Source organism: Micromonospora sp. DT41, from assembly GCF_049841715.1.
GTDB classification, from domain to species: Bacteria; Actinomycetota; Actinomycetes; order Mycobacteriales; family Micromonosporaceae; genus Micromonospora; species Micromonospora profundi.
Window position 1 is genome coordinate 78,431 of sequence record NZ_JBNCKU010000022.1, and the last position, 13,468, is coordinate 91,898.

Sequence of the window (13,468 nt, forward strand, 5' to 3'; positions counted from 1 at the left end):
CTGATGGCGGCCCAGGTACGCGTTCTTCGTCAACGAATCCGCTCGGCGAAGTCGATGAAGAAGATCACCAAGGCGATGGAGCTCGTGGCGACGAGCCGGATCGCCAAGGCCCAGGCCCGGGTGCAGGCGTCCCTGCCGTACGCCCAGGCCATCACCGGCGTGCTCACGGCGCTGGCGTCCAACGCGCGGATCGACCACCCGCTGCTCACCTCGCGCGAGCGGGTGCGGCGGGCGGGCGTTCTGCTGGTCACCAGCGACCGTGGCCTGGCCGGCGGCTACAGCTCCAACGCGATCAGGACGGCCGAGTCGCTGATCGCGCGGCTGCGGGCGGACGGCAAGGAGCCGGTGCTCTACGTCATCGGGCGTAAGGGCGTCGGGTTCTACCGGTTCCGTGACCGGCCGATCGAGGCGAACTGGACCGGGTTCAGCGAGCAGCCGTCGTTCGAGGACGCCCGCACCGTCGGTGAGACGCTGATCAAGGCGTTCACTGCCGGCGCGGACGACGTCGACGGCGACGCCGGGGCGGACGGGGTGCTCGGCGTCGACGAGTTGCACATCGTCTACACCGAGTTCCACTCGCTGATGACGCAGACCCCGGTCACCAAGGTGATCGGTCCGATGCAGGTGGAGGACCGGCCGCGCGCCGAGGGGCGCTCCGAAGGGCTGCTGCCGGCGTACGAGTTCGAGCCGGATGCGGAGGCGCTGCTCGACGCGCTCCTGCCGAGGTACATCAACACGCGGATCTACGCGGCGTTGATCGAGTCGGCGGCGAGTGAGTCGGCGGCACGGCGGCGGGCGATGAAGAGCGCCACCGACAACGCCGAAGAGATGATCGACAAGTACACGCGCGAGATGAACTCGGCCCGACAGGCCGGGATCACCCAGGAGATCAGCGAGATCGTCGGCGGCGCCAACGCGCTGGCCGCGTCGGGAAGTGAAGTGTGATGACTGCACCAGTAGAGACCAAGACGGCCACGGGTCGCGTGGTCCGGGTCATCGGCCCGGTCGTCGACGCCGAATTCCCGCGTGACGCCATGCCGGCCCTGTTCAACGCTCTGAACGTCGACGTGAACCTGTCCGGCGGTGAGAAGACGCTGACCCTGGAGGTTGCCCAGCACCTGGGTGACAACCTGGTCCGTGCCATCTCGATGCAGCCGACGGACGGTCTGGTTCGCGGCGCGGAGGTGCGTGACCGTGGCGAGCCGATCACCGTTCCGGTGGGCGACGCGGTCAAGGGCCACGTGTTCAACGCGATCGGCGAGTGCCTCAACCTCACCGAGGGCGAGACCATTCAGGCCGACGACCGGTGGGGCATCCACCGCAAGGCTCCGGCCTTCGCGGATCTGGAGCCGAAGACCGAGATGCTGGAGACCGGCATCAAGGTCATCGACCTGCTGGCCCCGTACGTCAAGGGCGGCAAGATCGGCCTGTTCGGCGGCGCGGGTGTGGGCAAGACGGTGCTCATCCAGGAGATGATCACCCGTGTTGCCCGCAACTTCGGTGGTACCTCGGTGTTCGCCGGCGTGGGTGAGCGCACCCGTGAGGGCAACGACCTCATCGCCGAAATGACCGAGTCCGGCGTCATCGACAAGACCGCGCTCGTCTACGGCCAGATGGACGAGCCGCCGGGCACCCGGCTGCGGGTGGCGCTGTCGGCGCTGACCATGGCCGAGTACTTCCGGGACGTGAAGAAGCAGGAGGTGCTGCTCTTCATCGACAACATCTTCCGCTTCACCCAGGCGGGTTCGGAGGTCTCCACCCTGCTCGGCCGTATGCCGAGCGCCGTGGGTTACCAGCCGACCCTGGCCGACGAGATGGGCGAGCTCCAGGAGCGGATCACCTCCGTCCGGGGCCAGGCCATCACCTCCATGCAGGCGATCTACGTGCCGGCGGACGACTACACCGACCCCGCCCCGGCCACCACGTTCGCCCACCTGGACGCGACCACCAACCTGGAGCGGTCGATCTCCGACAAGGGCATCTACCCGGCCGTGGACCCGCTGGCGTCCTCGTCCCGGATCCTCGCCCCGGAGTTCGTCGGCGCCGAGCACTTCCAGGTGGCCACCGAGGTGAAGCGGATCCTGCAGCGCTACCGCGACCTGCAGGACATCATCGCCATCCTCGGTATCGAGGAGCTCTCCGAGGAAGACAAGATCACCGTGGCGCGTGCCCGGCGGATCGAGCGCTTCCTGTCGCAGAACACCTACGCTGCGGAGCAGTTCACCGGCGTGCCGGGCTCGACGGTCCCGATCAAGGAGACCATCGAGGCGTTCCGCAAGATCAGCGAGGGGGAGTACGACCACTTCCCTGAGCAGGCGTTCTTCATGTGCGGCGGTCTGGAGGACCTGGAGCGCAAGGCTGAGGAGCTGATGAAGGGCTGACAGCCCGACCAGATCCGTGACACAAAAGACTGCCCCGGCAATGCCGGGGCAGTCTTTTGTTCATCTTCGCGCCTTATCATCTTCGCGGTCCGTTGCTCGTTGTCGGCGCTTGCGCAGCTGGCGAGATACGGTCGTTGCGCACGTTCCCCTGGACGAGCGTTGATCTTTGCAACCTTTCGGCGACGCGCGCCCGTCTTCTACCCGTGGGCGTGACGAACGGAGATGCACGTGGCTAAGGCCGGCAAGAGTGGCCGCAAGTCGATCTGGCGAGGCGTGCCTCGCTGGGCCAGGATCTGCACGGTGTTCGGCGCGGTGCTGACGATGCTCAGCGGAGCGGTGCTTGTCGGCACCGAGGTGCTGATGGCCCGCTACGAGGGCGCTGTCGGCAAGGCCGACCTCTTCGGTGACCAGGCCGCCGGCGCCAAGGAGAAGAAGAGCGACATCAAGGGTCCGCTCAACATCCTGCTCGTCGGCATTGACCCGCGGAACCCGACGGCGGCGCCACTTGCCGACTCGATCATGGTGCTGCACGTGCCCGCCTCGATGGATCGTGCCTACCTGTTCTCCGTGCCCCGTGATCTCTACGTGGACATCCCGCCGTTCAAGAAGGCCAACTTCCGCGGCGAGAAGACCAAGATCAACGCGGCGATGTCGCACGGCAGTCATGTGCCGGGCGGAAACCCCGACGCCGCGCGCGGCTTCGAGCTGTTGGCCACGACTGTGCAGAACGTCACGGGCATCAAGCGCTTCGACGCCGGTGCGATCATCAACTTCACCGGCTTCCAGAAGATCGTCGACGCGATGGGTGGCGTCACCATGTACGTCGAGCGCGAGGTGAGGTCCGAGCACAAGCAGCCGGACGGCAAGGCCCGGCCGGGCAACCCGCGCGGCGAGGGCTACATCGGGCCGCAGGCGGTCTACCCGAAGGGCACCCACCACCTCAGCGGGTGGCAGGCGCTGGACTACGTCCGGCAGCGCTACGAGAAGAACGGCGTCATCGACGGCGACTACGGGCGGCAGCGCCACCAGCAGCAGTTCGTCAAGGCGATGGTCGGCCAGGCGTTCAGTGCCGACGTGGTCGCCAACCCGATCAAGGCGGACAAGGTGCTCCGTGCCGCCGGGCAGTCGCTGATCTTCAACGGCCGTGGCAACAGTGTTGTCGACTTCGGGATCGCACTGAAGGACATCCGCCCCAACACCATCCAGATGATCAAGCTCCCCGGTGGTGGCGTCTACGAAGGCAAGAAGTACAAGGGTGAACAGTTCCAGGCAGGCGTCGCGGACTTCTTCACCGCCCTGCACAATGAACAACTGGACCCGTTCCTGTTGGAGCACCCGGAATTCCACAACAAGACGAAGTAGTCGTGGCGCAGCTCTCCCCACCCGCGTTGGGGGCAGGCAGCCGTCAGGACTAGACTTTCGGCATTCCGCCCGCCGCAGCAAGGAGACAGCGTGGCACAGCAGCTTCACGTCGAGCTCGTCGCCGTCGAGGAAAAGGTCTGGTCAGGTGAGGCCGAGATGCTCGTCGCCCGGACCACCGAAGGCGAGCTCGGTGTCCTGCCGGGGCACGCGCCGCTGCTCGGTCAGCTCGCAGAGCCGGGCCAGGTCCGCATCAAGCTGGCCGGTGGTGAGCAGATCTCGTACGACGTGGCCGGCGGCTTCCTCTCGGTGAGCCCCGACAAGGTAACCGTGCTGGCCGAGAGCGCTACCCCGGTTTCCGCGCAGAGCAGCTGAGCCACACCGGGGATGGAGATCGTCGAAGGAATCGGGATCGGCGTCGCCGTCGTCCTCGTCGCGCTTCTCTTCCTCTTCGTCCGCCGCGCGCTCGTCACCCGTACCGGTGGCATCATCCGGCTCAGCGTCCGGACCACCACAATGCTCGACGGCCGCGGCTGGTCACCGGGCTTCGGCCGGTTCGCCGGTGAGGAACTGCGCTGGTACCGGATGTTCAGCTTCGCGCTGCGACCCAAGCGGGTGCTCTCCCGCAAAGGGCTGGCAGTGGAGCGCCGCCGCTTGCCCGAGGGGCAGGAGCGGCTCTCCATGCCGGCCGACTGGGTGATCCTCCGCTGTGCCAGTCACCATGCACCGGTGGAGATCGCCATGGCGCGGTCGACAGTTACCGGTTTCCTGTCCTGGCTCGAGGCCGCCCCTCCGGGGGCGGTCTCGCCGCGTATGGCCTCCCAGGACTGGCCGGCTGCCTGAGCCGCCCATCCTGCGTGGCGCACAACGCGGCGCGTTCGACGAGGCTGGGTAAGAACGAGAAAGTGGGCCACGGGTTCCGTGGCCCACTTCGTTGTTGTGCGACTAGCAGCTGGCGGTACGCCAGCGGTGCGACCGCAGGTTCTCGTAGATGTCATTCATGAACTGGTCGTTCTGTCCGAGGCATCCGTACGTGCCGGTGTAGTTCGCGCCCGAGTAGAAGTGGACGGACCGGTAACTCGTGCTGCGGCCCCGGTTCATCGCGGACCGGACGACCTGGTTGTCGGCCCAGGAACACACCACAGGCGTGTTGTACCAGTCGTTGTCGGCGTTGCTCCAACTGCAGCGCGAGCCTGTCGCGTTGTTGCCGCTCCAGACGCAGAAGCTCCCCACTGGGCAATCCCCGGGAGCTGCCTGGGCCGGCACGGCCATTCCGATGGTGAGCAGCGACATCATTCCGAGCATGGCGACGATCCTGCGAACAATCCTCACGACATCTCCCCGCTGTTGCTGACGGCTCCGATGGCAGCCGTGAACGCTGCCATCGGCACCCTACGTCGTGGACAGTTCGGGGATCTATCGATATAGGACGATGTCGACGTGAGCCCTTGAGCCTCTCGCACCCAACGCCCGTTCGACAGCCGGCGTACGTTCCCGAGCCGCTGGCGTGCGGGTGCCGGCCGGGACGGAACAGTGTCCAGCCGCAAGAGGGCGCGGCCGTGGCCAGCTCAGAGTCGAGGAAACAGCGCTGGCTACGCGTGAGGGCGGCCAGATCGGGAACCCACACCTCCACGTGCTGGCGGGGCGCCTACGCTCAGCGCTTGCCGCCCGGCACCCATAGCACATCGCCCGCCGGATTTGCCGTTCTTGACAGGATGAAGAGCAGATCGGAGAGCCGGTTGAGATACTTTGCCGGGAGCGGGCTGGTTCGCTCCGGATCGTGGCTGACCAGCGCCCATGCCGATCGCTCGGCACGCCGGGCAACGGTCCGCGCCACGTGCAGGAGTGCCGCACCGGGGGTGCCGCCGGGGAGGATGAAGGAGTCGAGCTTGCTCAGGCGTGCGTTGTACTCGTCGCACCAACCTTCGAGGCGCTCGACGTACTCCTCGGTGACCCGCAGCGGCGGATACTTCGGCTCCGGCTCGACCGGGGTGGCCAGGTCGGCGCCCACGTCGAACAGGTCGTTCTGCACCGACTCCAGCACGCCCCGCAGCTCATCGTCGAGCTGTCCCAGGGCGAGTGCCACGCCGATCGCCGCGTTGCACTCGTCGACATCCGCGTACCCGGCGATCCGTGGATCGGTCTTCGGCACCTGCTCGTTGTTGCTCAGCCTGGTCATGCCGGCGTCGCCGGCCTTGGTGTAGATGCGCGTGAGGTGGACGGCCATGACGCACAGCCTACGGATACCGGATCTGACGATCCCTACGCGGCCGGACACCACTGCCGGCTGGCCGGCGGTGGTGGGCCCCGGCGACGCCGGCGATCCGGCAATCAATGACGTCGATGTCATCCGGGTACGTGGTGATGCGCGGCTCGCCGGCACCGTCCACGTGGTCGGCGCCAAGAACTCGGCGCTGAAGCTGATGGCGGCCGCGCTGCTCGCACCGGGGCGGAGCGTGATCACCAACGTCCCGCGGATCACCGACATCGCGATCATGGGAGAGGTGCTGCGCCGGCTGGGGTGCGACGTCCGGTTCGACGCCGACGACCCGGTCGACCCGATGGTCGCCCGAGGGGGCGTCGCCCGGTCCCGCTCGGTGACGATCGACGTACCCGAGCAGCCCGGCGCGGACGCGGACTACGACCTGGTCCGGCGGCTCCGCGCGTCGATCTGCGTGCTGGGTCCGCTGCTTGCCCGTCGGGGCTTCGTGCGGGTGGCCCACCCCGGCGGTGACGCCATCGGCTCCCGTGGGCTGGACATGCACATCTCCGGGCTGACGCGGATGGGCGCGGAGATCTCCGGCGAGCACGGTTTCGTCATCGCCTCCGCCCCACACGGCCTGCGCGGCGCGGACATCGTGCTCGATTTTCCAAGCGTCGGCGCGACCGAGAACCTGGTCATGGCGGCGGTGCTGGCCCAGGGCACCACGATGATCGACAACGCGGCACGGGAACCCGAGATCGTCGACATCTGCACGATGCTCAACCAGATGGGCGCGCAGATCTCCGGCGCCGGCACGTCCACACTGCGGATCACCGGCGTACCCGGGCTGCGCCCGGTGCGGCATGCCACGGTGGGGGACCGGATCGTCGCCGGCACGTGGGCGTTCGGCGCGGCGATGACCCGGGGCGACGTGACGGTGACCGGGCTCGACCCGGCCTATCTGGAGATCGCGCTCGACAAGGTGGTCGCGGCCGGCGGCCTTGTCGAGACCCGGGGAGACGGCTTCCGCGTACGCATGGACGACCGACCCCGGGCGGTGGACGTGGTGACGCTGCCGTACCCCGGCTTCGCCACCGACCTGCTGCCGATGGCGATCGGGCTGGCCGCGGTCAGCGACGGGGCGTCCCTGATCACGGAGAACATCTTCGACGGTCGGTTCATGTTCGCGAACGAGATGATGCGGCTCGGCGCGGACATCAAGACCGACGGGCACCACGCGGTGGTCCGAGGGCGCGAGCGGTTGTCCGGCGCTCCGGTGCGGGCCACCGACATCCGCGCCGGGGCGGGGCTGATCATCGCGGGGCTCTGCTCGGATGGTGCCACCGAGGTTTCCCACGTGCACCACGTCGACCGGGGCTACCCGGATTTCGTGGCCGACCTGCGGGCGCTCGGAGTGGCGGTCGAGCGGGGCACCGCGCCGGAGGAGCCTTCGCTGGAGATCTGAGCCCCAGGGGCCCCCGGTCAGCCCCTTAGCCGTCGTTCAGGCTCGCCGACTAGGGTGCAGACAGGCACTCAATCGTGGCGAGGGAGAAGTAGATGGCGGGTCGACTCGCGGTCGTCGGGGCCGGACTGATGGGTTCCGGCATCGCCCAGGTGGCGGCGCAGGCGGGCTGGCAGGTGACGTTGCGGGACCTGGACGACGCGGCCACCGCCCGAGGGCTCGGCGGCATCCGTAAGTCGCTGGAGAAGTTCGCCGAGAAGGGCAAGATCGAGGCGTCCGAGGTCGAGGCGACGCTGGCCCGGATCACGCCGACCACCGACCTTGAGGCGGCGGCGGACGCGGACATCGTGGTCGAGGCGGTCTTCGAACGGCTGGAGATCAAGCACGAGGTGTTCCGCGCCCTGGACAAGATCTGCAAGGCCGACGCGGTGCTCGCCACCAACACGTCGGCCATCCCGGTCACCCAGATCGCCGCGGTCACCGAGCGGCCCGAGGCGGTCGTCGGCACCCACTTCTTCTCGCCGGTGCCGATGATGCAGCTCTGCGAGTTGGTGCGTGGCTACAAGACCACTGACGCCACGCTGGCCACCGTGCGGGCCTTCGCCGAGGAGATCGGCAAGACGGTCGTGGTGGTCAACCGCGACATCGCCGGCTTCGTCACCACGCGACTGATCTCCGCTCTCGTGGTGGAGGCGGTCAAGCTCGTCGAGTCGGGAGTGGTGTCGGCGGAGGACCTGGACACCGCCTGCCGGCTGGGCTTCGGGCACGCAATGGGCCCGCTTGCCACCACCGACCTGACCGGCGTGGACGTGCTGCTGCACGCGTCGAAGAACATCTACACCGACACCGCGGACGAGAAGTTCTTCCCGCCGGAGCTGCTCCAGCGCATGGTCACCGCCGGCGACCTGGGCCGCAAGACCGGCAAGGGCTTCTACACGTACTGAGCCGAAGGAAGGGCACCTTATTAACGCCTCGTGTAGAGGAAGGGCCCCTTATTAACAACTGCCGCCCACACCCCAGCGCGAGGGCGCGGAGCTGCTCCGGCGTTAACAGGGGACCCTTCCTCTACCGCAGGCGTTAATAAGGTGCCCTTCCTTGCTCAGCCGTCGCGCTTCGTGGTCCAGCGGAAGGTGGTCAGGCAGAGCACCAGGCCGATCACGCACCACAGGATCAGCACCAGCGCCACCCGACCCAGCTCGTACGAGCCGCCCGGTTCCTGCGCGCCGAAGCTCTCCGGCAGGAATACCGCCCGCAGCCCCTGGCACATCCACTTGAGCGGGAACAGCGCCGCCACCTGCTGCATCCAGGTGGGCAGTTCGGTGAAGACGAAGAACACCCCGGAGATGAACTGGAGTACCAGGGAGACCGGGGTGACCACCGCGGAGCCGCTGCGGGCCGTACGGGCCAGCGACGAGATGGCGATGCCGCACAGGGTGCAGGCGGTGACCCCGAGCACCGCGACCCAGCCGAAGGTGAGCCACTTCGCGGCGGTGCCGGGCAGGTCGAGGTCGAACAGCGCGACGGCGACGGCGAGCAGGAGCGCCGTTTCGGCGATGCCGATCACCACCACCATGATCACCTTGCCGGCGAACCAGACCCACTTCGGCATCGGCGTGCCCCGGTAGCGCTTGAGCACCCCCCGGTCCCGCTCGATCGGGATCCAGATGCCCAGGTTCTGGAAGCTCACAGTCATCAGACCGGTCGCGATCATGCCGGTGATGAAGTACTGGGTGAACTTGACCCCGCCGCCGATCTCGCCACCGAAGATCGAGGCGAAGATCAGGATCATGATGATGGGGAAGCCCATCGTGAAGACCACGGACTCCCGACTGCGCAGGAACTGGGTGATCTCCAGCCGGCCCTGGCGCAGGGCGAGCGAGCCGGCACCCGGCCGGCGTCCGCGGCTCGCGGCGACAGGGGTCGCCGGCCTCGTCGTGGTCGTCATCGCGCGTGTCCGATCATGGTGAGGTAGACGTCCTCCAGGGTCGGCCGGGTCACGGTGAGCCCCGGGACCTCGCCGCCGTAGCGCGCCGCCAGATCGGCCACCACTGCCGTCGGCGTCGCACTCTGCGTGCTCTCCAGCGTCCCGTCCGGGGTACGCCAGGACACCGTGGCCAGGGCCTCCTGCCGGTTGCCCAACTGGTTCGGAGTGGCCACCTCGACGAGCCGGCCGGCGGCGATGACACCCACCCGGTCGGCGAGCGACTCCGCCTCGTCCAGGTAGTGGGTGGTCAGCACGATTGTGGTGCCGGCCGCGGCGAGGTCCCGGATCAGCTCCCAGAACTCGCGGCGGGCCTCGGGGTCGAAGCCGGTGGTGGGCTCGTCGAGGAAGAGCAGCTCGGGGCGGCCGATGATGCCGAGCGCCACGTCGAGTCGGCGCCTCTGCCCGCCGGAGAGTGTGTGCGTACGGGCTTTCGCCTTTCCGGCCAGCCCGACCCGCTCGATCACCTTGTCCGGGTCGTCGGCGTCGGGGTAGAAGCCGGAGAAGTGCCGGATCACCTCGGCCACGGTCAGCTCGTCGAACTCGCCGGTGCCCTGCAACACGATGCCGACCCGGGACCGCCAGTCCGGGCTGGGGTGCGCGGGGTCCGCGCCGAGCACCGAAACCTCGCCCGCGTCGCGGCCCCGGTAGCCCTCAAGGATCTCCACGGTGGTGGTCTTGCCGGCACCGTTGGGGCCGAGCAGAGCGAACACCTCGCCACGGCGTACGTCGAGGTCCACGCCCGCCACCGCGACGTTGTCGCCGTACGCCTTGCGCAGCCCTCGGACGGAGATGGCCAGCTCGTCTTCCATGGCGTCAAGTGTGCGTCCTGGCCTGGTCGCTGCGCTGCCCGGGGTGTAGCGGTCGCCGACATCGTGCGCGTTAGGCACCCGGATGTCCGCGACATGGACCTGTGCGGTTTTGCACAGCCCGTTTTACTGAACGGTAACTTAGACTCCGGCCATGGATGAGAAGGCATCTGCGAGCCGGCTGCCCGAGCGTGACCGCCCGTGGGTGATGCGCACCTACGCCGGCCACTCGTCGGCCGCCGCCACCAACGCCCTCTTCCGCCGCAACCTGGCGAAGGGGCAGACCGGCCTCTCGGTCGCCTTCGACCTGCCCACCCAGACCGGGTACGACCCGGACCACGAACTCGCCGCCGGTGAGGTCGGTCGGGTCGGTGTGCCGGTGGCCCACCTCGGCGACATGCGGGCGCTCTTCGACGGCATCCCGTTGGCCGAGATGAACACGTCGATGACCATCAACGCCCCGGCGATGTGGCTGCTGGCCCTCTACGGCACGGTCGGGCTCGAACAGGACGCGGAACTGGCCCGCTGCGCCGGCACCACCCAGAACGACATCATCAAGGAGTACCTGTCCCGGGGGACGTACATCTTCCCGCCGGCGGCGTCCCTGCGGCTCACCGCCGACGTGGTGGCGTACACCCTGCGGGAGATGCCGCGGTGGAACCCGGTGAACATCTGCTCGTACCACCTCCAGGAGGCCGGGGCCACACCCGTGCAGGAGGTCGGCTTCGCGCTGGCCACCGCGGTCGCCGTGCTCGACGCTGTCCGCGACTCCGGCCAGGTGCCCGCCGAGCGGATGGGCGACGTGGTGCAGCGCATCTCGTTCTTCGTCAACGCCGGGGTGCGCTTCGTCGAGGAGATCGCCAAGATGCGCGCGTTCGGCGTGCTCTGGGACGAGATCACCCGCGACCGGTACGGGGTCACCGAGCCCAAACAGCGCCGGTTCCGCTACGGCGTACAGGTCAACTCGCTGGGCCTCACCGAGGCGCAGCCGGAGAACAACATCCAGCGCATCGTGCTGGAGATGCTCGGCGTGACGATGTCCCGCGACGCCCGCGCCCGCGCGGTGCAGCTGCCCGCCTGGAACGAGGCGCTCGGCCTGCCCCGCCCCTGGGACCAGCAGTGGTCGTTGCGCATGCAACAGGTCCTGGCGTACGAGTCGGACCTGCTCGAATACCCCGACATCTTCGCCGGTTCGCACGTGATGACGGCGCTCGTCGACGAGATCGTCACCGGGGCCCGGGTCGAACTGGACAAGGTGTTGGAGCTGGGTGGCGTGGTGGCCGCGGTGGAGACGGGCTACCTCAAGAGCGCACTGGTCGCCTCACTCGCCGAGCGGCGCCGCCGGATGGAATCCGGAGCCGACGTGGTGGTCGGCGTCAACAGGTACGTCGAGACCGAGCCCTCCCCGCTGACAGCCGCCGGAGCAGAGGCGGTAGAGCAGGTCGACCCGGCCGTCGAGGCAGCCGCCGTGGACGACGTACGCCGGTGGCGTGCCGAACGGGACGACGCGGCCGTCGACGCGGCACTGGCCCGGCTCCGCGCGGACGCCGCGACCACCACGAACCTCATGCCGGCAACCCTCGAATGTGTACGCGCCGGGGTGACCACCGGCGAGTGGGCCGGCGCGCTGCGCCAGGTCTTCGGCGAGTACCGGGCACCCACCGGCCTGGCGGGCGGCGTCGGCACCGGCGGGGACCCAGGTCTCGTGGCGGTCCGCGAGCGGGTCACCGCCACCGCCCGGGAGTTGGGCAGCGGGCGCCTGCGACTGCTGGTCGGCAAGCCCGGCCTGGACGGACACTCAAACGGCGCAGAACAGATCGCGGTACGCGCCCGCGACGCCGGCTTCGAGGTCGTCTACCAGGGCATCCGGCTGACCGCCGGACAGATCGTCGCAGCCGCCATCCAGGAGGACGTCGACCTTGTGGGGCTGTCGGTGCTGTCCGGCTCCCACCTGGCCGCCGTACCAGCGGTGCTCGACGGGCTTCGTGCCGCCGGCCGCGCTGACCTGCCAGTGGTGGTCGGCGGCATCATCCCCGCAGGAGATGCCGAGGCGCTGCAAGCCGCAGGTGTGGCCCGGGTCTTCACTCCGAAGGACTTCGCACTCACCACAATCATCGACGACTTGGTGACTGTCATCCGGCAGGCCAATTCCCTACCCTGACCACCACAACCAGCCGTGCCTTGCGTGGCCAGCCGGTGCCCTGCGTGGTTGCGCCTTTGCATGGCCGGCCGACGCCCTGCGCGGTCGTGCCTTTCCCTGGTCGGTCGATCGGCGCCTTGCCGAAACTCCCCGCCGGTCAACCCGTCGAGGTGTGGGCAATGATGCCTGCGTGGTCGGTGGGACCCGCGTGGCTGGGCTAGGACCTTTGCGTCGTCGGTCGGCCTTTGGGGGGTCAGCGGTGGTCGTAGGTCATGCAGTCGGCCATGTCGTTGTCCGGCCCCACCCTGATCGACGGCGCGTGGCATTCCAGCTGCTCGTTGTGCAGACAGTCCGAGCGCTGGCAGGCACCCACCTGCGCGATAAGAGTGCCCAGGCCGCCCTGGACCGGTGACTCCACGAACGTGTGGCAGTGCGCGTGGTCAGCGCTGCCGATCGTGATCGCGAAGGCGTGACAGTCGCCGGCCTGGTTGTACGCACAGGCCGCAACCACACATTCCTGGACGCGGGGCATCTCCAACGCTGCAGTCATCTCGACCTCCAGAGGCTCTTGCCCCGATACTAGGCATTTGTCAGGCGCATCAACGCCGGTATCCGAGCGGTCCCACCTGACCGGTGTGTCCGACCTGCCTTGATCCACTCGTCTTCCTTGAAACCGGTGTGTCCGGCTGCGAGGGATGCCCCGGTTTCAAGGAACCCGAGTCGATCACCGCCCGCTGACCGGTTCGGCGACGCCTGACGGCGGACATGTGGGCGGTATGTCCACTGCCGGGCGCTTCAGGGTGTGACCGGTGGCATCGCCAGGCCGGAATCGCGGCGGCCCCGGCCGGGTTACATACCCCTGACGGTCGCAGTACCACCGGCCGCAGGCCCCCCCCCTCTCGCGGGGACGCTGCCTGGACCGTGGCGCCGGCTCGACGCGGTAGCCAATTGGATAGGCCGCCCCGGGAATGACCCCGACCCCCGAGTGGTTACACATGGACCCGGCCGCCAGAGGCGCCCCCCGCGCCCGGCCGCCGTGAACGACCTTCCCCCCTTTGTTTTTGTGCAGCGCCGGACGAGGTGCTCACACCCGCGCACCGATCCCCCCGGGGTGTGTGGGTGTTTCCTACCCC

Annotated in this window: 13 protein-coding genes; 8 read left to right on the plus strand and 5 right to left on the minus strand. The window is 68.5% G+C overall.

Annotated features, from left to right (window positions below):
* Positions 1-3 precede the first annotated feature (3 nt).
* The 5 genes from ACLQ23_RS28705 to ACLQ23_RS28725 all read left to right on the plus strand — a co-directional run bounded on the left by ACLQ23_RS28705 (position 4) and on the right by ACLQ23_RS28725 (position 4,583).
* Positions 4-945, plus strand: coding sequence for a F0F1 ATP synthase subunit gamma (locus ACLQ23_RS28705; RefSeq protein WP_355631796.1), 942 nt, complete (start codon positions 4-6; stop codon positions 943-945).
* Positions 945-2,381: a F0F1 ATP synthase subunit beta gene (atpD, locus tag ACLQ23_RS28710; RefSeq protein WP_355591329.1), complete on the plus strand. Its 1,437-nt coding sequence runs from the start codon at positions 945-947 to the stop codon at positions 2,379-2,381. Before ACLQ23_RS28705 ends, atpD begins: the two co-directional genes overlap by 1 nt.
* Positions 2,382-2,603: 222 nt before the next feature.
* Positions 2,604-3,743: an LCP family protein gene (locus tag ACLQ23_RS28715; protein WP_355591332.1), complete on the plus strand. Its 1,140-nt coding sequence runs from the start codon at positions 2,604-2,606 to the stop codon at positions 3,741-3,743.
* A gap of 90 nt (positions 3,744-3,833) precedes the next feature.
* The gene (locus ACLQ23_RS28720; protein WP_355591335.1) at positions 3,834-4,115 is read left to right on the plus strand and encodes a F0F1 ATP synthase subunit epsilon; all 282 of its coding nucleotides are present in this window, start codon (positions 3,834-3,836) and stop codon (positions 4,113-4,115) included.
* Positions 4,116-4,127: 12 nt separating this feature from the next.
* The gene (locus ACLQ23_RS28725) at positions 4,128-4,583 is read left to right on the plus strand and encodes a DUF2550 domain-containing protein (protein ID WP_355591337.1); all 456 of its coding nucleotides are present in this window, start codon (positions 4,128-4,130) and stop codon (positions 4,581-4,583) included.
* A 102-nt stretch (positions 4,584-4,685) separates the two neighbouring features.
* Here ACLQ23_RS28725 and ACLQ23_RS28730 read toward each other — a convergent pair whose 3' ends face one another.
* Positions 4,686-5,072, minus strand: coding sequence for a peptidase inhibitor family I36 protein (locus ACLQ23_RS28730; RefSeq protein WP_355591340.1), 387 nt, complete (start codon positions 5,070-5,072; stop codon positions 4,686-4,688).
* Positions 5,073-5,394: 322 nt separating this feature from the next.
* Positions 5,395-5,967: a cob(I)yrinic acid a,c-diamide adenosyltransferase gene (locus tag ACLQ23_RS28735; RefSeq protein WP_355591343.1), complete on the minus strand. Its 573-nt coding sequence runs from the start codon at positions 5,965-5,967 to the stop codon at positions 5,395-5,397.
* Between ACLQ23_RS28735 and murA the strand changes: the two genes are divergently transcribed.
* Positions 5,966-7,408: a UDP-N-acetylglucosamine 1-carboxyvinyltransferase gene (murA, locus tag ACLQ23_RS28740; RefSeq protein WP_355591345.1), complete on the plus strand. Its 1,443-nt coding sequence runs from the start codon at positions 5,966-5,968 to the stop codon at positions 7,406-7,408. The genes ACLQ23_RS28735 and murA overlap by 2 nt on opposite strands.
* A gap of 92 nt (positions 7,409-7,500) precedes the next feature.
* Positions 7,501-8,349 carry a 3-hydroxyacyl-CoA dehydrogenase family protein gene (locus ACLQ23_RS28745; RefSeq protein ID WP_355591348.1) on the plus strand — a complete coding sequence of 283 codons (849 nt, stop codon included), beginning with the start codon at positions 7,501-7,503 and terminating at the stop codon, positions 8,347-8,349.
* A 155-nt stretch (positions 8,350-8,504) separates the two neighbouring features.
* On the opposite strand, the gene ACLQ23_RS28750 is transcribed toward ACLQ23_RS28745, so the two are convergent.
* Together ACLQ23_RS28750 and ACLQ23_RS28755 are read right to left on the minus strand one after the other, a co-directional pair.
* Positions 8,505-9,350 (minus strand): ABC transporter permease, encoded by an 846-nt coding sequence (locus ACLQ23_RS28750; RefSeq protein WP_355591351.1) that lies wholly within the window; start codon positions 9,348-9,350, stop codon positions 8,505-8,507.
* Entirely contained in the window at positions 9,347-10,198 is an 852-nt protein-coding gene (locus ACLQ23_RS28755; protein ID WP_355591354.1) for an ABC transporter ATP-binding protein, read from the minus strand. Before ACLQ23_RS28755 ends, ACLQ23_RS28750 begins: the two co-directional genes overlap by 4 nt.
* 151 nt (positions 10,199-10,349) lie before the next feature.
* Here ACLQ23_RS28755 and ACLQ23_RS28760 point away from each other — a divergent pair, with 151 nt between their 5' ends.
* Positions 10,350-12,356, plus strand: coding sequence for a protein meaA (locus ACLQ23_RS28760; RefSeq protein ID WP_355631790.1), 2,007 nt, complete (start codon positions 10,350-10,352; stop codon positions 12,354-12,356).
* A gap of 232 nt (positions 12,357-12,588) precedes the next feature.
* Here the strand turns inward: ACLQ23_RS28760 and ACLQ23_RS28765 are convergent, their stop codons facing one another.
* Complete coding sequence (locus tag ACLQ23_RS28765; protein WP_053655666.1) at positions 12,589-12,885, minus strand: DUF1540 domain-containing protein; 297 nt, start codon at positions 12,883-12,885, stop codon at positions 12,589-12,591.
* Between the last annotated feature and the right edge of the window lie 583 nt (positions 12,886-13,468).